We start from the raw sequence: 21266 nt of genomic DNA, 5'->3' as shown, positions 1-21266 counted from the left end.
GGTAAGCCGCGCGCCATGAGCTATAGTAAAAAGGTTAGCTGATATTGCGAGGTTGCCATGGCCCAAGAGTTCACCAGTCGCTTGCATATACCCAAAGCCCCTTTCCGGCCCGATGAAGAGCCCGACTTTTCCTATCTCGATATACCCAGCCCTGAATCCTCCAGCAAACCCGAGCCGCTGATAGACCCCAACGCCATACGTCACATGGCTTATGGTTTAGTACGGGTGCTGGACGACGACCACAAAGCTAAGGGTGAGTGGCACCCCCAGCTCAGCGCTGATAAATTGCGTTTTGGCTTAAAAAAAATGATGCATGTGCGCGCCTTTGACGATCGCATGTTCGCCATGCAACGCCAGGGCAAATTATGTTTTTACTTAAAATGCACCGGCGAAGAAGCCGTGGCCGTGGCGCAGGCCATGGCTTTAGATCAACAAGACATGTGCTTCCCCACGTACCGACAACAAGGCCTGCTATTTGCCCGCGGCTACCCGGTGGTAGACATGATGTGCCAGTGTCTCTCCAACTCCCGCGATAACCTAAAAGGTAGACAACTACCGGTGCTATACAGCTGGAAAGAAGGCGGTTTTTTTACTGTCTCTGGCAACCTCGCCACCCAATACTGCCAAGCTGTGGGCTGGGCTATGGCTTCGGCTTACAAAGGTGAAGACCACATCGCCGCCGCCTGGGTGGGGGATGGCAGCACCGCCGAAGCCGATGTGTACCACGCCCTGCAATTTAGCTCCACCTACCAAGCGCCGGTGATTTTAAATGTAGTCAACAACCAGTGGGCCATCTCCACCCCGCAATCCTTCGCCTCGGCAGGCACCACCTTTGCCGCCCGCAGCCTGGGTTTTCACATACCCGGCATCAGAGTAGACGGCAACGATTTTTTAGCGGTGTACGCCGTGACCCAATGGGCTGCCCAACGAGCCCGCAATGGCGGCGGCCCCACCTTTATAGAGCTGTTTACTTACCGCGTAGCCAGCCACTCCACCAGCGATAACCCCGATGCCTATCGCTCCCCCAAAGAGGCCGAGCTATGGCCCTTGGGCGACCCCATTACCCGCCTTAAAAATCATCTAATCAGCCTAGGGGAGTGGAGCGAAGAGCAGCACCTAGCACTGCAACAAGAACTAAAAGAGAGCGTGACCGCCGACTGGCAAGAGGCACTATCCTACGGCTCGCTGGAGGAAGGCCCACACTGGCCGCTGAGCTCTATGTTTGATGATGTTTTTAAAGAGTTACCCCAACACCTGCAAATACAACGTCAAAAAATGGAACACGGCCATGAGTAAAATGAATATGGTGCAGGCCATTAACTCGGCCCTGGATATCAAAATGTCGCAAGACCCCTGCGTACTGGTTATGGGCGAAGACGTGGGCTTTTTTGGCGGCGTGTTTCGCTGCACCGAGGGGCTGTACCAAAAACACGGCCCCCACCGCTCGCTGGATATGCCCATAGCCGAAGGCGGCATTATCGCCACCGCCATAGGCATGGGGGTTAACGGCCTGCGCCCCGTGGTAGAGATACAGTTTGCCGATTACATTTACCCCGCCTTCGACCAAATCGTCAGCGAGCTGGCTCGGCTGCGCCACCGCAGCGGCGGCGAGTTTTGGGCACCGGTCACCATACGCACCCCCTGCGGCGGCGGCATACGCGGCGGCCAAACCCACTCGCAAAGCCCCGAGGGTATATTCACCCATGTCTGCGGCTTAAAAACCGTCATGCCCTCCAACCCCTACGATGCCAAGGGCCTGCTGATTAGCGCCATAGAAGATGACGACCCGGTATTATTTTTTGAACCCAAACGCATTTACAACGGCCCCTTTGATGGCGACCACAACAAGCCTTCGGTGAGCTGGGCCAACCACCCCTTGGGCGAAGTACCCGAGGAGCATTACAGCATCCCCATAGGCCAGGCCACCATCAGCCAAGCAGGCAACGACGTGACCGTGCTGGCCTACGGCACCATGGTACATGTGGCCGCCGCGGCCATTAAACAAAGCGGCATAGACGCCGAGCTCATAGACCTGCGCAGCCTGGTACCACTGGACTTAAACACCATTGCCAACTCGGTAAAAAAAACCGGCCGCTGCGTGGTGATACACGAGGCCACCCGCACCGGCGGCTACGGCGCCGAGCTGGTGGCCGAGGTGCAAGAGGAATGCTTTTGGCATTTGCTGGCCCCCATAGAGCGCGTGACCGGCTGGGACACCCCCTACCCCCACGCCTTTGAGTGGGAGTATTTCCCCAGCCAAGAGCGCATTATCGAAGCCCTGCAACGCACCCTAGAGAATCGCTAATCATCGGCATTGAGGAGGCTAGTTGATGAGTACCTTTAGTTTCAAACTGCCCGACTTAGGCGAAGGCATAGTGGAGTCTGAAATTGTGGCCTGGCATATCGCCGTGGGCGATGAAGTTAGCCAAGATCAACACATCGCCGATGTGCAAACCGACAAAGCGGTAATAGAAGCCACCTCGCCCATTAGCGGCACCGTAGTCAAACTAGGCTGCCAGGCCGGTGAAGTATTAGCAGTGGGCAGCGAGTTAGTGCTGTTTGATACCCAAGGCACTGCCAGCGCCACAGCCACCAGTACAGCCGATACGCCAGCAGCAAGCGCTAAACCGCAAGCCGCTGCTACACCACAGCCAGCCGCCGCCGATAAGCAAGCTGTCAGCCCTAGCGCCACTACAGAGAGCAGCGCAAGCCAGCAAAACGACAGCGCTATATTAACCTCCCCCTCGGTGCGCTTAAGAGCGCGGCAACATAATATAGACTTGCACAGCATTAGCGGCAGCGGCCCCAAGGGGCGTATTAATCACAGCGACTTGGATCGCCTTATTCATGAACCCAAAGCCAATAGCGCCACTGCCGCCAGCACCAAAACAACGGCGAGTAACGCGTTACCAAACACCCCCAAAAAAAGCTACCCGCTGACCGGCACCCGCCGCATTATTGCCAAAAAACTACAGCAGGCGGCGCAGCAAATCCCCCACTACAGCTATGTAGAAGAGGTAGACGTCAGCCAGTTAGAGCAACTGCGCCAGCAACTCAACCAACAGCATAGCCATCACAAAAGCAAACTCACCTTGCTGCCTTTTATTATTCAGGCGCTGCTAAAAAGCCTGCCGCAATTCCCCCATTGCAACGCCCATTTTAATAACGACAGCAACGAAGTAACTGAGTATCAAGCCGTGCATATGGGCATAGCAACCATGACCGACCAAGGCTTGATGGTGCCCGTAATAGAAGACTGCCAAAGTTTAGATATGTGGGAGTGCGCTGCCCGTATAGAGCAACTTGCCGATGCCGCCAGAAATCACCAGATCAAACCTTCGCAGTTAAGTGGCTCTACCATTACCCTTAGCAGCCTGGGGAAATTGGGGGGCATAGCCGCCACTCCTATTATCAATGCACCGGAAACCTGCATTATTGCAATTAATAAAATTCAACGCCGCCCCGTGGTGGTAGACGAAGCCATAGCGATACGGTCTATAATGAATCTATCGGCCTCATTTGATCATAGAATAGTGGACGGTTATGACGGCGCGAGCTTAGTGCAGGCTATCAAAAAATTATTAGAACAACCCGAAATGTTAATTAACCCCTAAATAAAAAAATAACAATAAAATGAAAACCCGCTTAGAAATGGTCAGCCAAACCCGCAACTATGTGCTTAGCGTTTGCGCGCTAGTTGGCGTAGGTGAGATTGTTACCTTTACCCATATACCGCAATACCCCATGCTTAGGCTTACGGCCACTGCCTTTGCGCTGGCCATATTAATTGCCATAGTGCATATAGGCGTGCTGTGGTGGCAGGCTTTATATCAGCCCACACTAGGTAAAAAGCGCTTAACATTTTTTAGTGGTGAGGTACGCGGGGAGTTTTCTTTGCTGGTATTTATACTGCTAATCGCGCTAGGGTTTTTGCCCATTATTTATTATGCCGCAAGCAGCGGCATTACAGGCTAAGTTCCAAGCGCGGCCCCACCATAGCAAAGCCATTTGCTTGATAAAAATCTACCGTGCGCTGGCAGCGCGGCACATCGGGTGCCCCTACCTCCAGTACTGGCCAGGCCTTTTCTTGGGCAAAGCGTTTTGCTCTAGCTATTAATTGCTCGCCGATTTTTTGCGAACGGTAATCGGGCCGCACATACATTTCCGTTATTTCGCCAAACTCACCGCCAGCATAAATGGCCACGCAACGGCTGAGGTTAAGCATGCCCACCATTTGCTCTTGCTCATTAAAAGCCAGCAACGACCACAGCCCACCATCGGGGCGCAAGCCTTGAAATGCCGCCTTTTGCAGTTTAGCTAAAGGATAGTTAGCTGCCTCGGCGGGGAATAACTCCGATAATAAATCGTAAACACCTTGCGCCACCAAATCACTTTGATCTATGCGCGCCAACTGAATTTTCACCTTACTAGCTCCCTGCGACTTACCCTACACACCCATGCTGCTCAGCTTCACCATAATATCTTTTAATACACCGGTTAAAACCGGGTGCTCAGCCTCAAAGGCGGTGGCCAGCTCATCCACTTGCTCGGATAAAGTATCGCTGTGCTCCTCCCCCTCTAGCTCATCCAGGCGTATTTCTATATTGTCAATTAGGCCCTCTAGGGCATCTTGTTCTTGCTCGCTGAGGTCTTTATCGTTGATGTAGCTATTGAGTTGCTCTATGTATTCTTTTAACTGCTTCTTTGCCACTGGCTGCCTCCAAAAGACGCTTAAAATATAATTGTTAGCATAGCACTTGCTACTGCAATAACGGCCATAGTTAAGCAAAATCCCCAAAAAGTAAAACGCCTTTTGCTTAAATCACGCTATACTTGCCCCACCTTATTTTTTGACTGGAATATTGCATAACTTATGGCCGGTTTACTGTCACGTCTGAAAGCAGCCTTTAACAGCAGCCCCGTTGCCCTCCCTGCCGGCAACGACACCATAGAAGTTGCTGAGCCCTCTAATTTTAGTATGGCCTCTATTTCCGCCAGTTTTTATCGCAGCCTGTTTGGCAAGGCCGAGCAGGTAGACAGCCTTAGCGTACCGCAAAAATTGATACTGGATGTAGTCACCCAGGACATGAGCCAGCAGGCCAAACGCCTTAAGGCCGTGCCTAGACTGCCTTCGGTAATACCCAGGTTATTACAGAGCCTGCGCAACAAAAACTCCTCGTCAAAAGACTACGTTAATATTATTAACAAAGACCCAGCCATGACCGCCGCGGTGTTAAAGCTGGCCAACAGCGTTTACTTTAACCCCGTGGTTAAACGCATTACCAGCATAGACATAGCAGTAGTAAAACTGGGCATAGACGGCCTGCGCACGGTACTGTCGGCAGCGGTCATGCAACCGGTGATAGAGCGCAAGTCACCCTACTTCACCAACTTTGGCCACAAACTGTGGCAGCACTCACTCTCCTGCGCGGTAGCTTGTGAAATTATCGCCCGCCAGCGCGGCTTGGAACCCTATAAAGCCTACCTATTGGGATTAGTACACGACATGGGCAAAATCACCCTGTTTAGCGAGCTATGCACCCAATTTAAAATCAACAGCCACCAAATGGACAAAGTACTGCCCAGCTACGCCACCTTCGCCCCACTAATGGAAACCCTGTCACCGGCACTGAGCTACACCATAGCCCAAGACTGGGAACTACCCGAAGAGATCTGCTCGGCCCTGCAGCAACAACAAGATATCAGCCCCGGCGATAAAGTGGGCGCCTACGCCCATTTACTATTTCAAGCTAACCTGGCTTGTGAAATGTACTTCACCTTAAAAGAAGCCCCCGAAGAAGACAGAGAAATATTAGAGCGCGCCTCGCAAAAAGCCTTAACGGAAATGGCCTTGCCTAAGAATTTGTTTAAGCAGTTGGATTCTATAGATCAGCAGGTGACGGGATAGTCGTGTCCTGCTAGTAATTTTAAGACATTAAAGCGGCCAGCATTTTTGCTTGGGCCTTGTAAAATAATCTAGCACTGCTTTTATTAACTTAGTCCAACAAAGGGCCGTCTCAATTTCAACGACATTGATCCTTTGAAGCCATAAAGGTTAGGCACACATAGCTCATGAATAGAATTGTGGTGTTTACATTATTTTCGTTTTTTTCTTATTGGGTTTCCGCAAATGAAATTGTTGAAAGCATTAAACGGGCTGGATTAACTAAGCAAGAACCTCCAACTGGGGGAATCACCTCGAATAAAATAAAATTAAAGTCATACAAGGTTACACTGGAAAGCAACCAGCTTAGTATATCCCCCCTGGCTCTTTCTGAAGCTAGCGATATGAACAGTCGAGAGACTTCCATTAATGGGTATAGGTTAATTGGTACGGACAAGGGCGAATGGGGAGGTGAATTAACATTGTATCCCCCCAGCAATGAGCCCAAAGTATTACTTAAAGATAATATTACAAACATTCACAGATTTAACGACTCTATCTATGTGATTACTGGGCAAGCACACTTGGGCTCCAACGGTGGAGCAGTACATGAACTGATCAACTTAGAAACGAACCCTGAATTAAAACTGATTACACTATTACCAGCCGCTCCAAATTATGTTATTTCTGATGAAAATCGTATTTATATTCTTACATACGATGGACTAGTTTCACTGGAGTATTGGAATGGCGCTTTCTCAATAAAAATCATTGTTCATAACGCTCCTTGGAATGGTTTTTCACCTCGCAGCATGGTCAAAATAGGTAAAACCTTTGTAATAGGTATGCATACAGGGGTTACTGTCATTCACGAAGAGCCATGGGGCAATGAAATAAATTTCTACGGTAAGTAACAAAATGAGCCAGGGCTCTGGCCTTCCTTTTATCAACCCCCACCCCAACCCCAGCAGCTTTAACAAAACCCAAAAAGCAAAAAGGGCTGATCATCAGCCCTTAATAAAAAACAATCACCAGATTACGCTTTGCGGCGAGCAAAACCTAATGCCGCTAAGCCCAAGCCAAACAAGCCTAAAGTAGCAGGCTCTGGTACCGCGCTAGGCGCGCGTACATTGTCTATATATAAATGATCAGATTTTGCATCCACACCATTGCCTATGGCTTCAATGCGGAACTCTAATGTTTGTAAGCCTACCAGTGCAGATACATCAATATTAATATCTAGATATTGGCCTATGGCTTGCGAGTTCCAAACTTGGGTGGCGCCTATATATGCTGCCGCAGTCATAAAGGATTGATAGCTGGTGCCAGGATTAGGGGCACCGCCAAGGTATGCATCAAAGTAAATGTCGTTAATGCCGCTCATATCAAATGTTTGTGCCAGGCCAATATAATTGCCGGCAGTATAAGAGAAAGCGCCGCAGCCTGAAGTCGCACAAGAGGTATACGACCACATGCGCGCCGATGTTGTTCCGTCCGTTACATTTGCTGGGCTAGTACCAGAGCCAAAGCTGCCAGATTTGGAAACAGTCCAACCCGTTAAACCGCTTTCAAAACTGCCATTAATCAAGCTGGCATGTGATAACAGCGATGTGCTCGCAAGTAGGGCAACTGCCAAAAAACTACGTAAAACCGACATTATTTCCTCCGTATAGCAGCCAAGCGCTACTAAAGTGTTGTTAGTGTTTGCGGCTTAGCCAGGCAAAAATAGGGCCCACCTATATAGGCAATTGATTTTAAAGGGAAAAAAATTAAAAAGCGTCACTTAAACCAGTGTTGTCAGGTGGCAAATGTAAAGTATTCCGTCAGTGTTAACTTGCCTTGCTAAGGCTATTTGCCATCGCCACCAAACCCAGCCCGCAACGGCTAGCTGCTAACGGGTATTGGTGGGCAAAACGCCTGCACTTAAGAGCAGCTTCCATTTTATAGGCCGGCAAGCCAGCGGCTGATGCTGTATGATTCGCCATAACATACCGTGAGTTAATTACTCCCCCTCCCTACGTTTCAACGAGGCCCGTTTTTCAACAATGATAGATTTTATTGCCGTTTTTATTACATTTTTTGCCGTTATAGACCCTATAGGAACAATCCCAGTTTTTATTGCGGTAACCGATCAATATGACAATAAAACCAAAAGGCGCATAGCCTTACTCGCCACTGCCGTATCAGCCTGTGTGTTGTTGTTTTTTGTGGTTGCTGGCGAGATTGTGCTCAATGCTTTATCCATACCACTGCCCGCCTTTCAAATTTCGGGCGGTATTGTTTTATTTTTATTTGCTTTAAATATGATATTTGGCGATAGCAAGCCCGAAGAGGAGATAAGGCTGCTGGATAAATCCCACAAAGAAACCGCCATCTTTCCCCTAGCGGTGCCCTCTATCGCCAGCCCCGGTGCCATGCTTGCCGCAGTGCTGCTCACCAAAAACTCCGTTTTTACACTATGGGAACAGGTGCAAACCAGCTTGGTGATACTAGGCGTTTTAGTCTTAACCTATATTTTAATGCTGCTTGCCGGCTTTATTAATAAACACATAGGTAGCAGTGGCGCCAGCGTTATTAGCCGAGTGATGGGCTTAATTCTTTCCTCTGTCGCCACCACTAATATACTCAGTGGCCTTGGTGAATATTATACATTTGCGCAGCTATAGCTAGCCTAACAAAGCCGGCTATACGCCGGCCAACTCTAATAAACCCGTAGCAGACAGTAAAAATTAACCGCCTTGATGCTTATCAGTAAGCCTATAATTATCCAGCAAAGTGCTTCAAAATCGCCAAAGCAACAGCATGGGCACTCGCCGGGTTTTGGCCTGTAATAACGCGATCATCCTCTATAACAAACTCCTGCCAAGGCTGCACCTTATTATATCTAGCGGCATTACGGGTCAGTGACTCCTCTAAGAGAAAGGGAATTTTTTCAATAGTACCGTAATCTATTTCCTCTTCGCGGGTAAAACCGGTTACTGATTTATTAGCCAATAATTTTTCACCGTTACTTAATGTAATAGGCAGCAAGCCTGCAGGGCCGTGGCACACAGCCGCAACAATGCCGCCTGCTTGGTAGTGCTCTGCAGCTAAACTGGCAAAGTCCTCATTAGTGGATAAGTCAGACAACAAACCAAAACCACCGGGGTAAAAAACTGCATCGTAGTCAGCTATGTTTATTTGTGAGACGGGAATCGTGTTATTAATGCGGCTTTGAAAGTCATCATCGGCCAGTATTCGGCTGTTTACCTCGTCATCCTCAATGTCAGTTCCATATATTGGTGCCCTACCGCCTTTAATAGAGGCCAAATCATAATCAACACTCTGTGCTAAAAACGCAGCTAGGGCATGAGTCAACTCTGGCGCATACGTACCGTTGGCTTCATTGGTAGCGCCCAAGGTGGCATGGTTGCTCAGGGGGATAAGTACCTTTTTCATATTCACGTCCTCTTAATCATTAGGCTATCTGATAGCTAATGAGTTTAATTGCTTACCTGATGCTTGATAATATGAGAGATTAGCAAATGATCATTGTTATATAGCAACAATAAGGTGGCCATGAATAGCTTTGAGGGTATTATCGAGTTTGTAGCCGTGGCTGAAAGCCAAGGTTTTTCTGCTGCAGCTAAACAACTAGGCTGCAGCACCAGCCACGTAAGCCGACAGGTGGCAAGGCTAGAGCAACGCTTAGGCAGCGCTTTATTTGCAAGAACCACACGCCTAGTCAGCCTCACCTCCACTGGTGCTGCCTACTATCAGCAATGCAAAGATTTGGTAGTGGGCCTGCAACAAGCCAACGAGCAGGTAAACCAACAGCAGTTTTACCTTAACGGCACCTTACGCGTAAGTGGCGCGGGCACCTTTGTAGAGCAATTTGTTGCCCCCGCATTAATGACTTTTGCCCAACAACACCCGGGGCTAAATATAGATATGGATTTTAATAGTCGTATTGTTAACTTTGTTGAAGACGGCATAGACTTCGCTGTTCGCTATGGAAAACTGGCAGACTCAGGGCTGGTAGCCCGAAAGCTCGTTGACCGGCCGATGATGGCTGCTGCCAGCCCAAGCTATTTGCAGGCACATGGTACTCCCACACAACCCAGCCATTTACATAAACATAGCTGCATCATCTCAAATAATGAGCACTGGCTCTTTGAGCAAGGCGGCATCACCGACAGTATAAAAGTCAGTGGCCGCTGGCGCAGCAACAATGCCCACACTGTAGTGCAAGCCTGCGAGCAAGGCTTAGGCATTGCCTATATGCCAAAGAGTAGTTTTATAAGACCTATAGAGTTAGGCAAGCTAAAGCCTGTGCTAGAGCCTTTTTGGAGCAAAGGCGCAAGTAGTTGGATTGTGTACCAAAACCGACGATTCTTGCCCATGCGGGCACGCTTAGCCATAGATTACTTGCTACAACATTTTGCCGATTGGCAAGAGTAATCATTGGGCAGGAAGTAGCGACACAACCCAATAAAAACAAATACATTAGGATTTGCAAGTACTTACTTATCCATCTCTTTGCAATACTTAACCTGCAACCAAGCGCCCCGCCTGATAATCCGCTATCGCCTGCTCTATCTCTGCGCTGCTATTCATCACAAAGGGGCCGTACTGGGCGATGGGCTCTTTTAAAGGCTTGCCGGCAATTACCAGGGCATTAAGGCCTTCGCTGCCCGCCTGTAAGTTCAGGCCTTCACCCTCACCATATAAGCCCAGCTGCCTGGCTGTGAGCGACATGCCTTGGGCCTCAGTACTGCTGCCTTGATACACATAGACCGCCAGATTATGCGTTGCGGGTATAGCCGCCTGCCAGGAAGCGCCGGGGGCTAATTGCAGGTCCCAATACAGCGCCTCGGTAGTCCCCTGGGGGATAGGGCTGGCCACCGCTTTAGCTTTTTGGCTGCTCTCAGCCAGAGGTGTGTAAGTACCCGCTATGACTTTAAGCCAGCTACCATCTCCCAACTCAACCACAGGCAATTGCGCATGGCGATAATCGCTATAAGCGGCAGGCAGCATTTTTTCGGCGGCGGGCAGGTTTAGCCACAGCTGAAAGCCGTGCAGCAAGCCCTCGCTTTGCTCGGGCATTTCGGAGTGTATGACCCCGCGCGCAGCCGTCATCCACTGCACATCGCCGGGCGCTAACACGCCCTCGTTACCCATGTGATCTTTGTGGCGCATGCGCCCCTGCTTCATATAGGTAATGGTTTCAAAACCCCGGTGCGGATGCGAGGGGAAGCCGCCTATGTAATCGGCCCCCTCTTCCGAGCGTATTTCATCCACCATTAAAAATGGATCTAGGGCGGTATTTAAATCGCGCCCAGCTAGGCGCTGTATTTTAACGCCGGCACCGTCGGATGAAGCCTGCGCATGCACTATGCGATTAAGTTTACGTAATTTCATGTTTAACACTCCTCTTGCAGGCACTTAAGGCCTGCAACTCACTAACTCGATTACTCACTCGATCTCTTACTCAATAAAGCTCTATCGTGGGGCTGCATAAAGTCATGCTCTTGCCCTAAGGGCACTATGCCGGTGGGGTTAATGGTGCCGTGGCTACGATAATAGTGCTGCTTGATATGCTGCATATCCACCGTGGCCGCCACCCCGGGCTGCTGGTATAAATCGCGCACATAAGCCGATAGGTTGGGGTAATCGGCTATACGCTGCTGGTTGGTTTTAAAGTGGCCAAAGTACACTGCATCAAAACGCACCAAGGTGGTAAATATACGCCAGTCGGCTTCGCTTATCACCGCGCCAACCAGGTAGCGGTGCGTAGCTAAGTGCTGCTCTAGCTTGTCTAACATGGCAAACAGCTGGGTATAGGCTTGCTCATAAGCCTGTTGCGTAGTGGCAAAACCCGCACGGTAAACGCCGTTATTAACTGCGGGGTAGATAGCGTCATTCCAAGCATCTATCTCGGCCCGCTGCGCCTCTGGGTAGTAATCCACGGTATTGCCGGTTAGGTGATTAAAGGCACTGTTAAACATACGAATAATCTCAGACGACTCGTTGCTAACTATGGTTTGCTGTTGTTTATCCCACAACAACGGCACGGTAACACGGCTAGTAATTGCAGGGTCTACCCGGCTATAAAGCTGGTGTAGATACTGATAGCCATAAGTATTTTCGTCAGCGGCTGCCTCTTGCTGAAACACCCAGCCATGCTCGCCCATTAATGGGTCAACGACGGTTACGCCTATGTAATCCTCTAGCCCCTTGAGTACACGAAAAATCAAGGTGCGATGTGCCCAGGGGCAAGCTAGCGACACATAGAGGTGGTAACGCCCCTTCTCAGCCTTAAAGCCGCCCTCGCCAGTAGGGCCCGCATCACCGCTAACGGTAATCCAGTTTCTAAATGCGCTAGCTTGGCGCACAAATTCGCCTTTCGAGACCTCAGTGTCATACCACTGATCCTGCCATTGGCCTTGTACTAATAAACCCATCATGCACCTCCTTACTGCTTGCTAGCCAAAACATTATCTAGGGCGTAACGGCCACCACCTTGTACCGCCAGCGCCACGCTCATGCCAAGTAATGCCAGTGCGTACTCATAGCCACCATTGCTGATGAAAAAACCAGCTGACCAGTGCGCCAGAAAAATAGCCACTAACATGGTCACCGCCAATACCGCCGCCGCAGGCCTAACCAGCAGGCCTGCAATTAAGGCTAGGCCGCCAAAAAACTCCGCACTGCCGGCCATTAACGCCATCAAATAACCCGGCTCTAAGCCTATAGAGGCCATGTACTGGCCGGTGCCTTGCAAACCATATCCGCCAAACCAGGCAAATAATTTTTGTGCACCGTGGGCGGCAAAAATAACCCCCGCTGGCAGGCGCAGGGCCAAAGAGGCATAGCTGTTGTCACTGCTAAGTAGTGATTTTACGTTTAAAACTGTCATGGCTTACTCCAAACAATCAATTAATTTAATGTGATGAAGTAAGTATATTCTTGCCCGTAAATTAAAAAAGCGATATAAACTGACTGATTCTATCAATTTATTTGAATAATAAAGGTCACCATGAAAAACCTAATCAGCCTAGAGGCAATAGAGGTTTTAGACGCCATACAGCGCAAAGGCAGCTACGCCGCGGCCGCCAGCCACCTCAATAAAGTGCCCTCGGCGCTGTCGTATACCATACAAAAGCTAGAGCAGGATTTAGCCGTCACCCTGTTTCAAAAACAGGGCCGGCGCTCGGTGCTTACCAGTGCTGGTGAGCACTTACTTGAGCAGGGCCGCAAGTTATTACTGGCTGCCGAACAGCTCAGCCACAGCACTCAGCAGGTAGCTACTGGCTGGGAGCCGCGCCTGCGCATAGCCTGCGATACAGTTATACCCAGCAGCTGGCTGCACCCCTTGCTGGAGCAACTCTACGCCCTGCAAAACAACATCATCATAGAGTTAAGCGAAGAAGTGTTGGGTGGCACTTGGGAGGCGCTAATAGAAAACCGCGTCGATTTAATCGTGGGGGCAGTCGATAGGCCACCGGGGCATCAAGGCATACGCTGCTTAGAGTGGTTTGACGCCGATATGTGTTTTGTTGCCAGCCCCCAGCACCCTATTACGCAGGCAGCACAACCGCTAAGCGCCGAGAGCCTCAACCAGCACCGCTCGGTGATAGTGCGCGATTCCTCCCGCAACCTCCCCACCCTTAACTACGGCATACTCAATCGCAAGCAGTACCTGTATGTGCCCAGCATGGCCGAAAAGATTAACGCCCACTGCGCGGGATTGGGCGTGGGGCTGGCCCCGCGCTTTAGAGTGGCTGAGCAATTGGCTGCAGGAAAGCTAATCGAGCTGCCGCTAGCTCAGCCCCCCGCCCGCGCATCCCTGCATTTGGCCTGGAAAACGGCTAACCGTGGCCAAGCCCTGCAATGGCTGGTAGCACAGCTACAGCAACTCTGCACGCCGCCAAACGCTGCGCGATGAAGCCAGGCCGGGGCCATCCTATCGCCAGACTTTTAACAACACAGGCTGGCGGGCTAGGGACTTAAGCCTGCGCCATTTGCTGTAATAGCTGCTGTGTGGCCTGGCGGTAGCAGGCAGCTTGAGTAATCGCCGTCACCACTGCCACCGACCTCACCCCGCTGGCCAAGACTGCCGCAATATTACTGGCGTTAATGCCACCTATAGCAGTCACCGGGTAACGCTGTTGCAATAAAGGCGCCCAGCACTGCAAGTTATCCAAACCTATCACCTGCGCCGGCTTGGTTTGGGTAGCAAACACCGCCCCCAAGGCAATATAACTGGGCCTCAGCGCATGCGCCCGCGCCCACTCATACTCGCTATGAGTACTCACCCCCAAGCGTATGCCCGCCGCGCGCAAGGCGTTAATATCGGCACTGCCGATATCCTCCTGCCCCAGATGCACGCCATAAGCTTTAAGCTGCAGGGCCAGTTGCCAGTGATCGTTAATAAATAGCCGCGCTTTATATTCTCGCCCCAGCTGTATAGCTAGGTTTAGCGTTTCACTAAGCGCCTGACCCTGTAAGTTTTTAATCCGCAATTGAATGGTACTCACCCCTGCGGCTAATAATTTTTTTAACCAATCAATACTATCAATCACAGGGTACAAACCTAGGCTATCGGTATCACAGCTGGCAAAAGGACTGGGGCTGACATAATCGGCCTGCTCGCTAACCTCCGGGTAATCACTAAGCGCCTTAGGCCATCCGCCATTTAACACCGGGCCTGCCCCCTGCCCCACGGCATAGCCAGCACGTAAGCCCTGCTGCACATAGGCATAGGCCAACACCACCGCATCGGCCATGGATTTACCCAGGCTGATAAAGGCGGCGATGGCGCTGGCCATCACGCAACCGGTGCCGCGATTATTAGCGGCCGCCTGCCTAGGGCTGCTTAACCAAAACTGTTTATCCGGGCTGTAAAAATAATCCTGGCTGCGCGTGCCGCCGCCTATGGCATGGCCACCTTTAATCAACACCGCCCCAACCCCCTGCCGCTGTAATTGTTTAGCCGCGCAGATCACATCCTCAGCGCTGTTGATAGGCTGGCCAGTGAGCGCTGCGGCCTCGGGAATATTAGGTGTGATTAAATCCAGTTGTGGCAGTAATTGCTTATAGGCCGCGATAAAGTCAGGCGAGTGAAAATTATGGCCAGTGGATGATTGCAGCACCGGGTCGGCAATCCACACCGCGCTGTATTGCCCGGCAATAGTCGCCAGCGTTTTTACTTGATCACTATTAGCTAGCAAACCCACTTTGCAGGCCACAGGCTTTAAGTCTTGGGCCACACTTTGCCATTGCGCAATAAGACTTGCTTGATCGCTGGCGCTGCACTGTAGCAGGCGCTGTGAGTTTTGGGCGGTGATCGCCGTTACTACACTGCAACCATGCACAGCAAGATCGCTTAATGTGCGTAGGTCGGCTTGCATGCCAGCATGAGCACTGCTATCAGAGGCAGAAAAACAGCAAACACTCACTCTGCGGAAAACTTTCGACATAAAATTTCAGCCATTAATAATTAGGCTGATGCCAAAATGGCTGGCCTATAGTGGGAGTAGAGGCAGAGGCGGTTTGGCGTTTTTGCATCAGCCCGGCCAGATACCCCTGCCGGCCGGCGACAATGGCATTGGCAAAGGCCTGAGCCATTAATACCGGCTGATGCGCCTTGGCGACTGCCGTGTTTAATAACACGGCATCAAAACCCAGCTCCATAGCTTCGGCAGCCTGTGAAGGTGAGCCTATACCGGCATCAATAATCAGCGGGGTATGCGGCAAGCGCTCGCGCAAAGTGCTGAGCTGATATTTATTCAGCAGCCCTTGGCCCGTGCCTATAGGTGCGCCCCAGGGCATCAGCACTTCGCAACCCACATCCAATAATTTTTGGCAGACGATTAAATCATCCGTGCAGTAGGGCAGCACTTTAAAACCGCGCTTAATTAGCACCTCAGCGGCTTCAACCAAAGCGTAAGGGTCGGGCTGTAAATTATAATTGTCGCCGATGACTTCCAGCTTTATCCACTCGGTGGCAAACAGCTCGCGTGACATTTCCGCCAGATTAATGGCCTCTTTAGCCGATTGGCAGCCCGCCGTATTGGGCAACAACTGGCAGCCTGATGCTTTAATATATTGCCATATCGCTTCACCGCTATTGTCATTGGGGTTTTGTCGCCGCAACGACAGGGTGATGATTTCACAGCCCGCAGCGCTAATACTGTCGCGCATAATTTGTGGCGATGGGTACAGCGCTGTGCCTAACAAAAAACGACTGCAAAAAGTTTTATCGTATAAACGTAATGGTTCAGTTTGGTTTTCTGGCATCTTTATCCTCCGGCTATGGGGCAAACGATATCAACTTCATCGCCCTGCTGTAGCACAACCGTGTGGTAATCCTGGCGGGGAACAAAGCAGCCATTCACCGCCACCGCAAAGCTGCCCGAACCTTGGTAAGCCCGCACCGATGGCAGCTGTAAAAATTCCTGCAAACATTGTTCGCCAGCCAAGCTAAAATTATCGCCATTGCAACGAATGCTGATCATGGAAAAACCTCGGCGCTTACAGCGCGCCCCTCTACCACGGCCTGAATCCTCTCTACCATAGCGGGCGCTAATAAGTAGCCATGCCGGTACAAGCCGTTGGCTCGAATATAACCCTGAGCACAGTGCAAGCAGGGCTGGTTATCCATCATGGCTGGGCGCAGATTAACATCACTGCCCAGTACTCTGGCTTCGGCAAAAGCCGGGTGCAAACTATAAAGTGCGCTGCTAAGTTCCAGCTGGGATTGCAAGCTAATGGCACTGAGATCTTCTGATTCTATTTCTGTGGCGCCAACAATAAACTGCTGATTAGGCTTGGGCACCACATACAATTTATAACGGGGATGCAATAATCTAACAGGCCGGCTTAGCTTGACTTCACTGCTGCTTACCCACATCACTTCACCGCGCACACCGCGCAAACCCGCCAGTTCCTGCTTGGCCCCCAGGCCCCGGCAATCGATGTGCCAGTCGGCGCTAATCCGCCCCTGCGCAGTCTCCATGCCCTGCTCACCCACTGCACTTACCGCGCACTGATCTACACAGATGCCCCCCAGCCGCTGAATCTCTGTTAACAATAAAGGCAGTAGCGAGCGGTTGTTTATGTGTGCCTCTGGTTTCAATAATATGCCCTGTGCAAACCGCTCTAGTGCAGGCTCTAACTGCTGCAGTTGCGCTGGCGCAAGCAACTCAAACGTTTCCTCAGGGGCCTGATGATAATGTAACTTGCTGGCAAACTGCTGCAGCTCAGAGCTATCCTGTGGATGCGCCACAATCATAGAACCCCGCTGCACAAACAGGCTGTGCATACCGCCCGGCATCTCACTTAACCACTGCGGCCATAGTGCTAAGGACTGCGTACCCAGCTCGTAAATCGCCCTGTCGCTATCCACCAGCTCCGCCAAGGGTGACACCATACCGGCGGCAGTTGCCGCAGCACCGCAATAGCGTTTGAAGCAGGCCGCCTCATAGAGTCGCACCTTATGGCCAGCCTTTAACAGCCGCCAGGCAGTTAAGCGACCCAGCAAACCGCCACCGGCTATCGCAATATCTAAGCCCATGCTTGATTAAGCCTTATGATAAATTTCACTGCCTTTATCCCTAAAGGCTTCGGACATGGCCTGCATACCTTGCTCAGCTTCCTGCTGGGCTGCAAAATCACGCACCTCTTGGGTGATTTTCATAGAGCAAAATTTAGGGCCGCACATAGAGCAAAAGTGCGCGGCTTTGTGTCCCTCTTTAGGCAGGGTTTCATCGTGATACGCTCTGGCGGTATCCGGATCCAGGCTTAAATTAAATTGATCTTCCCAGCGAAACTCAAAACGCGCTTTTGAAAGTGCATTATCACGCAACTGCGCCCCCGGCATACCCTTGGCTATATCCGCAGCATGGGCGGCAATTTTGTAGGCAATAATGCCTTGCTTAACATCGTCTTTATTGGGCAAGCCCAAGTGTTCTTTAGGGGTGACATAACACAACATGGCGCAGCCAAACCAGGCGATCATGGCGGCCCCTATGCCCGAAGAAAAATGATCATAGCCTGGGCTAATATCGGTAATTAATGGCCCCAAAGTATAGAAAGGCGCTTCGTGGCAGTGCTTGAGTTGCTCGGTCATATTTTCTTGCACCATGTGCATGGGTATATGCCCCGGCCCTTCAACTATACATTGCACATCGTGCTGCCAGGCGATTTTGGTGAGTTCACCCAAGGTTTTCAATTCAGAAAATTGTGCCTCATCATTGGCGTCGGCCAAACAGCCCGGGCGCAAACCATCGCCCAGTGAAAAAGACACATCGTAGGCCTTCATAATCTCGCAGATTTCTTCAAAGTGGGTGTAGAGAAAATTTTCCTGATGATGGGCCAGACACCATTTCGCCATAATAGAGCCTCCGCGAGAGACTATGCCGGTAAGTCGCTTGGCTGTCATGGGCACATAGCGCAGCAATACCCCCGCATGTATGGTGAAATAATCCACTCCTTGTTCGGCCTGCTCTATTAAAGTGTCGCGAAATATTTCCCAGCTAAGGTCTTCGGCCACGCCATCCACCTTTTCCAAAGCTTGATATATAGGCACTGTTCCTATAGGCACTGAGGAGTTGCGCAATATCCACTCGCGAGTTTCGTGTATGTATTTTCCGGTAGATAAATCCATTACCGTGTCGCCACCCCAGCGGGTTGCCCACACGAGTTTTTCCACCTCTTCTTCTATCGACGAAGTGACTGCAGAGTTACCAATATTGGCGTTAATTTTTACATGAAAGTTGCGCCCTATAATCATAGGCTCTAACTCGGGGTGATTGATATTGGCGGGGATAATCGCTCGCCCTGCTGCCACTTCCTGACGTACAAATTCGGCGGTAATTTCTTTGACCATTTTCGCGCCCCAATTATTGCCGGGGTGTTGATGAGCCAGCAGTTCATCGCTATTGCGCTGCTGCTCTCTGGCCATGTTTTCGCGTATGGCGATAAATTCCATTTCGGGGGTAATAATACCCTGGCGGGCGTAATGCATTTGGCTAACATTACAGCCCGCTTTAGCACGCCTAGCCTGATGCTGGCCATTAAAACGCAGCTGTTCCAAGGCAATATTATTTTTTCTCGCCTTGGCAAATTCAGAGCTAGCAGCACTTAACAGCACGGTATCATTGCGCTCGACTATCCAGTTGGTACGCAACTTATCTAAGCCTTTGCGCACATCGATGGCAATAGCGGGGTCGGTATAAGGCCCTGAGGTATCGTAGACTCTAACCGCGGGGTTATCTGCCAGACTACCATCGTGCAAGCGAGTTTGCTGCAGTGTTATCTCTCGCATAGGCACACGAATATCGGCTCTGGAGCCCTGCACATAGATTTTTTTGGAAGCAGGCAGGGCCTGCGTAGAGAGCGCATCAACTGTCGCGCTTGCGCTGAGGTGATTATTTGAAAAAGTCGTCATAGTTTACCTGCTGCCGTGTAGATTAATGGACGACTCAGGGTAAACAGATGGCGCTGCAAAAGTGGAATAATGAGCATAAGCTCTGCCTATCGCCCTAAGGCGATGTGCACAGTCCAATCTTTTTTCCTACGCAGGTACTAACCTGATCAGGTACAGCGGGTTCCAATATGGTCTCAGCCATGACCTGTATCAAGTCACAGCACCCCGAGAAGATTTGCCCGCAGTGTATACAAGCACAACATCGAATTGCAAGCAGAAAGGAATTTTTAATGGTTATAGCAGCTATGCCTGTATAGCTACCTGTACAGTTAGGCAATACAAATAATCAAATGATTTATTGCCCACAAGCACGGCAACTACCAGGGTAAAACTTCACCGTTGGCATGCCAAAACGTACCGGTATTCTCAAGATTTAGCTCGTCCACGCGGGCAATTAAACGCTCCGCCGCGGCCTCTGGCGTAACCTCACCACCAAAACCCACCATGCCCGTTTGTACATAGCCGGGATGTAAAATCGCCACCGCTATACCGCGGCTTTTTAAATCCTGCGCCAAAGACACGCTGGCTGCATTCAAGGCAGCCTTAGACATGCGATAGCCGTACTGACCACCTGAACCATTATCCGCCATAGACCCCATGCGGCTGGTGACCATGGCAATTTTTGCGCCCTCACCCAGGTTAGCCAGCACGGCATGGGTTAAGCGCAACGGCCCCATGGCATTGACCTCAAATTGACGCGCCACATCATCAAAGCACAGCGTATCTAAACTTTGACTCACCAGAATACCGGCATTGTTAAACAATAAGTCCAAGCGACGACCTTGTAATTTTTGTGCCAGTGCAGCTACCGACTCAGCCTCGGCAACATCAACACCTGCAATCACCTCCACCCCTAGTGCGTCTAGCTCGGCTGAACTCTGGCGGCAGACGGCAATCACCTCATCGCCACGCTGTTGAAAAATAGTGCTCAGCGCATAACCTATGCCTCGGTTAGCGCCGGTAATTAATACAGTTGCCATAATCAAGATACTCGCTGTTGTTAATATTGCCGTTAATACGGAATAATGCTTTGCCAGCCTTCAAAGATAGACCTTTTCAACCCCCAAGACTAGCGCTATAACGAAACCATAACATTAATAAAAGCGTAGTTGCCAATGCCGTATAAAATTTTAGCCACAGCCGCTTTAATCACGTTACACTTAATACGCCGCAGCTTAGGCTACAGCTAATTTCCTATTGCGACTCTCGCCTTTGCAAGACTTATAACAGCGGCCACCAATACAACCAGCACACAGGTAATACTCTGAGCATGTCCAGTAATACTCATATTAAAAATCACTATGGCGTTAACTTTTTAAGCGCCCAGCACAAGGACTTACGCCGTCTCAAAAACAGCAACGAACAGCCCTCTATACACGGCAATAAATTTTGGGGCTCAACCTACTTGCTTATGGACTACCTGAACAACAACCCTTTGGAAGCCGGCGCCAATGTGTTAGAAATTGGCTGTGGCTGGGGCCTGGGCGGCATTTTTTGTGCCAAAACCTTTAAGGCCAATGTTACCGCTATAGATGCCGACCCCTCTGTATTTCCCTACTTGCAATGCCATGCTGAACATAACGACGTACATATACAAACCCACAGCTGCTACTTTAATGAAATCACCGAAGAGGACTTGGCCTGCTTTGATGTCATCATAGGTGCCGACATCTGTTTTTGGGATGAGCTAGCCGAAGAGGTATTGGGGCTGGTAGAAAAAGCCTGCGATGCGGACGTTAAAAAAGTACTGATCAGCGACCCTGAGCGAGCGCCCTTTTTTGAGCTAGCCGAAACCTGCATGGAAGAGTTTTATGCAGAGCTACTACCCTATGCGGTAGACGAACCTAAACGCACCACCGGTGCTATTCTGGTGATAGAAAACGCCTAGTAAATACTCACAACATAAGGATA

The 21266-nt window shown here is 50.5% G+C and carries 23 protein-coding genes and 1 riboswitch; of the genes, 10 read left to right on the top strand and 13 right to left on the bottom strand.

Annotation, left to right across the window (positions count from 1 at the left end; all coding sequences use genetic code 11):
- Nucleotides 1-57: 57 nt before the first annotated feature.
- Genes NO559_RS14740 through NO559_RS14725 form a run of 4 tightly spaced genes read left to right on the top strand, consistent with a single transcriptional unit; the run spans nucleotide 58 to nucleotide 3975 of the window.
- Complete coding sequence (locus tag NO559_RS14740; protein ID WP_258332639.1) at nucleotides 58-1296, top strand: 3-methyl-2-oxobutanoate dehydrogenase (2-methylpropanoyl-transferring) subunit alpha; 1239 nt, start codon at nucleotides 58-60, stop codon at nucleotides 1294-1296.
- Complete coding sequence (locus tag NO559_RS14735; protein WP_309149083.1) at nucleotides 1229-2305, top strand: alpha-ketoacid dehydrogenase subunit beta; 1077 nt, start codon at nucleotides 1229-1231, stop codon at nucleotides 2303-2305. The genes NO559_RS14740 and NO559_RS14735 overlap by 68 nt, the downstream gene beginning before the upstream one ends.
- Before the next feature lie 25 nt (nucleotides 2306-2330).
- Nucleotides 2331-3614, top strand: a complete 1284-nt coding sequence (locus NO559_RS14730) for a dihydrolipoamide acetyltransferase family protein (protein WP_258332637.1) — start codon at nucleotides 2331-2333, stop codon at nucleotides 3612-3614.
- Between the two features lie 19 nt (nucleotides 3615-3633).
- A complete protein-coding gene (locus NO559_RS14725; protein ID WP_258332636.1) occupies nucleotides 3634-3975 on the top strand; it encodes a hypothetical protein in 342 nt (113 codons plus the stop codon).
- Here NO559_RS14725 and NO559_RS14720 read toward each other — a convergent pair.
- Both NO559_RS14720 and NO559_RS14715 read right to left on the bottom strand, forming a co-directional pair.
- On the bottom strand, nucleotides 3965-4423 hold the full coding sequence (locus NO559_RS14720; protein ID WP_258332635.1) for a GNAT family N-acetyltransferase: 459 nt from the start codon (nucleotides 4421-4423) through the stop codon (nucleotides 3965-3967). The two genes, NO559_RS14725 and NO559_RS14720, sit on opposite strands and share 11 nt — an antisense overlap.
- A gap of 24 nt (nucleotides 4424-4447) precedes the next feature.
- On the bottom strand, nucleotides 4448-4711 hold the full coding sequence (locus NO559_RS14715) for a DUF4404 family protein (protein WP_258332634.1): 264 nt from the start codon (nucleotides 4709-4711) through the stop codon (nucleotides 4448-4450).
- 162 nt (nucleotides 4712-4873) lie between these two features.
- Between NO559_RS14715 and NO559_RS14710 the strand changes: the two genes are divergently transcribed.
- Together NO559_RS14710 and NO559_RS14705 are read left to right on the top strand one after the other, a co-directional pair.
- The gene (locus NO559_RS14710; RefSeq protein ID WP_258332633.1) at nucleotides 4874-5908 is read left to right on the top strand and encodes an HDOD domain-containing protein; all 1035 of its coding nucleotides are present in this window, start codon (nucleotides 4874-4876) and stop codon (nucleotides 5906-5908) included.
- Between the two features lie 164 nt (nucleotides 5909-6072).
- Nucleotides 6073-6798: a hypothetical protein gene (locus tag NO559_RS14705; RefSeq protein WP_258332632.1), complete on the top strand. Its 726-nt coding sequence runs from the start codon at nucleotides 6073-6075 to the stop codon at nucleotides 6796-6798.
- Between the two features lie 122 nt (nucleotides 6799-6920).
- Here the strand turns inward: NO559_RS14705 and NO559_RS14700 are convergent, their stop codons facing one another.
- Complete coding sequence (locus NO559_RS14700; protein ID WP_258332631.1) at nucleotides 6921-7541, bottom strand: PEP-CTERM sorting domain-containing protein; 621 nt, start codon at nucleotides 7539-7541, stop codon at nucleotides 6921-6923.
- Nucleotides 7542-7929: 388 nt separating this feature from the next.
- On the opposite strand from NO559_RS14700, the gene NO559_RS14695 reads away from it, so the two are divergent.
- The gene (locus NO559_RS14695) at nucleotides 7930-8550 is read left to right on the top strand and encodes a MarC family protein (RefSeq protein WP_258332630.1); all 621 of its coding nucleotides are present in this window, start codon (nucleotides 7930-7932) and stop codon (nucleotides 8548-8550) included.
- A gap of 97 nt (nucleotides 8551-8647) precedes the next feature.
- On the opposite strand, the gene NO559_RS14690 is transcribed toward NO559_RS14695, so the two are convergent.
- Nucleotides 8648-9322 carry a type 1 glutamine amidotransferase domain-containing protein gene (locus tag NO559_RS14690; protein ID WP_258332629.1) on the bottom strand — a complete coding sequence of 225 codons (675 nt, stop codon included), beginning with the start codon at nucleotides 9320-9322 and terminating at the stop codon, nucleotides 8648-8650.
- A gap of 120 nt (nucleotides 9323-9442) precedes the next feature.
- Here NO559_RS14690 and NO559_RS14685 point away from each other — a divergent pair, with 120 nt between their 5' ends.
- Nucleotides 9443-10324 carry a LysR family transcriptional regulator gene (locus NO559_RS14685; protein WP_258332628.1) on the top strand — a complete coding sequence of 294 codons (882 nt, stop codon included), beginning with the start codon at nucleotides 9443-9445 and terminating at the stop codon, nucleotides 10322-10324.
- Between the two features lie 87 nt (nucleotides 10325-10411).
- Here NO559_RS14685 and NO559_RS14680 read toward each other — a convergent pair whose 3' ends face one another.
- The 3 genes from NO559_RS14680 to NO559_RS14670 are packed head-to-tail and all read right to left on the bottom strand — an operon-like array spanning nucleotide 10412 to nucleotide 12782.
- Nucleotides 10412-11284 (bottom strand): pirin family protein, encoded by an 873-nt coding sequence (locus NO559_RS14680; RefSeq protein ID WP_258332627.1) that lies wholly within the window; start codon nucleotides 11282-11284, stop codon nucleotides 10412-10414.
- Nucleotides 11285-11334: 50 nt separating this feature from the next.
- Nucleotides 11335-12327, bottom strand: coding sequence for a glutathione S-transferase family protein (locus NO559_RS14675; protein ID WP_258332696.1), 993 nt, complete (start codon nucleotides 12325-12327; stop codon nucleotides 11335-11337).
- A gap of 11 nt (nucleotides 12328-12338) precedes the next feature.
- A complete protein-coding gene (locus NO559_RS14670) occupies nucleotides 12339-12782 on the bottom strand; it encodes a DoxX family protein (protein ID WP_258332626.1) in 444 nt (147 codons plus the stop codon).
- A 120-nt stretch (nucleotides 12783-12902) separates the two neighbouring features.
- On the opposite strand from NO559_RS14670, the gene NO559_RS14665 reads away from it, so the two are divergent.
- Entirely contained in the window at nucleotides 12903-13811 is a 909-nt protein-coding gene (locus NO559_RS14665; protein WP_258332625.1) for a LysR substrate-binding domain-containing protein, read from the top strand.
- Between the two features lie 61 nt (nucleotides 13812-13872).
- Here NO559_RS14665 and thiE read toward each other — a convergent pair whose 3' ends face one another.
- The 6 genes from thiE to NO559_RS14635 form a co-directional block, all read right to left on the bottom strand.
- Nucleotides 13873-15345 (bottom strand): thiamine phosphate synthase, encoded by a 1473-nt coding sequence (gene thiE / locus NO559_RS14660; RefSeq protein WP_258332624.1) that lies wholly within the window; start codon nucleotides 15343-15345, stop codon nucleotides 13873-13875.
- A gap of 13 nt (nucleotides 15346-15358) precedes the next feature.
- Nucleotides 15359-16165, bottom strand: coding sequence for a thiazole synthase (locus tag NO559_RS14655; RefSeq protein ID WP_258332622.1), 807 nt, complete (start codon nucleotides 16163-16165; stop codon nucleotides 15359-15361).
- A gap of 2 nt (nucleotides 16166-16167) precedes the next feature.
- Entirely contained in the window at nucleotides 16168-16383 is a 216-nt protein-coding gene (gene thiS / locus NO559_RS14650) for a sulfur carrier protein ThiS (protein ID WP_258332621.1), read from the bottom strand.
- Nucleotides 16380-17441 (bottom strand): FAD-dependent oxidoreductase, encoded by a 1062-nt coding sequence (locus tag NO559_RS14645; protein WP_258332620.1) that lies wholly within the window; start codon nucleotides 17439-17441, stop codon nucleotides 16380-16382. The genes thiS and NO559_RS14645 overlap by 4 nt, the downstream gene beginning before the upstream one ends.
- A 6-nt stretch (nucleotides 17442-17447) precedes the next feature.
- Nucleotides 17448-19316, bottom strand: a complete 1869-nt coding sequence (gene thiC / locus NO559_RS14640; RefSeq protein WP_258332619.1) for a phosphomethylpyrimidine synthase ThiC — start codon at nucleotides 19314-19316, stop codon at nucleotides 17448-17450.
- 106 nt (nucleotides 19317-19422) lie between these two features.
- Nucleotides 19423-19533: riboswitch (TPP riboswitch) on the bottom strand.
- A gap of 139 nt (nucleotides 19534-19672) precedes the next feature.
- Nucleotides 19673-20335, bottom strand: a complete 663-nt coding sequence (locus NO559_RS14635; protein WP_258332618.1) for an SDR family oxidoreductase — start codon at nucleotides 20333-20335, stop codon at nucleotides 19673-19675.
- A gap of 290 nt (nucleotides 20336-20625) precedes the next feature.
- Between NO559_RS14635 and NO559_RS14630 the strand changes: the two genes are divergently transcribed.
- A complete protein-coding gene (locus tag NO559_RS14630; RefSeq protein ID WP_258332617.1) occupies nucleotides 20626-21243 on the top strand; it encodes a methyltransferase in 618 nt (205 codons plus the stop codon).
- Nucleotides 21244-21266: the final 23 nt, after the last annotated feature.

It is taken from the genome of Dasania sp. GY-MA-18 (assembly GCF_024734385.1).
In the GTDB taxonomy this organism is placed as follows: Bacteria; Pseudomonadota; Gammaproteobacteria; order Pseudomonadales; family Dasaniaceae; genus Dasania; species Dasania phycosphaerae.
The sequence above is the reverse complement of the archived record's forward strand: the minus strand, read 5'-3'. Positions and strand labels throughout refer to the sequence as shown.

Bases quoted from the DNA above. Each gene is read 5' to 3' on its own strand.
- NO559_RS14740 (WP_258332639.1), top strand. From the start codon at position 58: ATGGCCCAAGAGTTCACCAGTCGCTTGCATATACCCAAAGCCCCTTTC.
- NO559_RS14735 (WP_309149083.1), top strand. From the start codon at position 1,229: ATGTTTTTAAAGAGTTACCCCAACACCTGCAAATACAACGTCAAAAAA.
- NO559_RS14730 (WP_258332637.1), top strand. From the start codon at position 2,331: ATGAGTACCTTTAGTTTCAAACTGCCCGACTTAGGCGAAGGCATAGTG.
- NO559_RS14725 (WP_258332636.1), top strand. From the start codon at position 3,634: ATGAAAACCCGCTTAGAAATGGTCAGCCAAACCCGCAACTATGTGCTT.
- NO559_RS14710 (WP_258332633.1), top strand. From the start codon at position 4,874: ATGGCCGGTTTACTGTCACGTCTGAAAGCAGCCTTTAACAGCAGCCCC.
- NO559_RS14705 (WP_258332632.1), top strand. From the start codon at position 6,073: ATGAATAGAATTGTGGTGTTTACATTATTTTCGTTTTTTTCTTATTGG.
- NO559_RS14700 (WP_258332631.1), bottom strand. From the start codon at position 7,541: ATGTCGGTTTTACGTAGTTTTTTGGCAGTTGCCCTACTTGCGAGCACA.
- NO559_RS14695 (WP_258332630.1), top strand. From the start codon at position 7,930: ATGATAGATTTTATTGCCGTTTTTATTACATTTTTTGCCGTTATAGAC.
- NO559_RS14690 (WP_258332629.1), bottom strand. From the start codon at position 9,322: ATGAAAAAGGTACTTATCCCCCTGAGCAACCATGCCACCTTGGGCGCT.
- NO559_RS14685 (WP_258332628.1), top strand. From the start codon at position 9,443: ATGAATAGCTTTGAGGGTATTATCGAGTTTGTAGCCGTGGCTGAAAGC.
- NO559_RS14680 (WP_258332627.1), bottom strand. From the start codon at position 11,284: ATGAAATTACGTAAACTTAATCGCATAGTGCATGCGCAGGCTTCATCC.
- NO559_RS14675 (WP_258332696.1), bottom strand. From the start codon at position 12,327: ATGGGTTTATTAGTACAAGGCCAATGGCAGGATCAGTGGTATGACACT.
- NO559_RS14670 (WP_258332626.1), bottom strand. From the start codon at position 12,782: ATGACAGTTTTAAACGTAAAATCACTACTTAGCAGTGACAACAGCTAT.
- NO559_RS14665 (WP_258332625.1), top strand. From the start codon at position 12,903: ATGAAAAACCTAATCAGCCTAGAGGCAATAGAGGTTTTAGACGCCATA.
- thiE (WP_258332624.1), bottom strand. From the start codon at position 15,345: ATGTCGAAAGTTTTCCGCAGAGTGAGTGTTTGCTGTTTTTCTGCCTCT.
- NO559_RS14655 (WP_258332622.1), bottom strand. From the start codon at position 16,165: ATGCCAGAAAACCAAACTGAACCATTACGTTTATACGATAAAACTTTT.
- thiS (WP_258332621.1), bottom strand. From the start codon at position 16,383: ATGATCAGCATTCGTTGCAATGGCGATAATTTTAGCTTGGCTGGCGAA.
- NO559_RS14645 (WP_258332620.1), bottom strand. From the start codon at position 17,441: ATGGGCTTAGATATTGCGATAGCCGGTGGCGGTTTGCTGGGTCGCTTA.
- thiC (WP_258332619.1), bottom strand. From the start codon at position 19,316: ATGACGACTTTTTCAAATAATCACCTCAGCGCAAGCGCGACAGTTGAT.
- NO559_RS14635 (WP_258332618.1), bottom strand. From the start codon at position 20,335: ATGGCAACTGTATTAATTACCGGCGCTAACCGAGGCATAGGTTATGCG.
- NO559_RS14630 (WP_258332617.1), top strand. From the start codon at position 20,626: ATGTCCAGTAATACTCATATTAAAAATCACTATGGCGTTAACTTTTTA.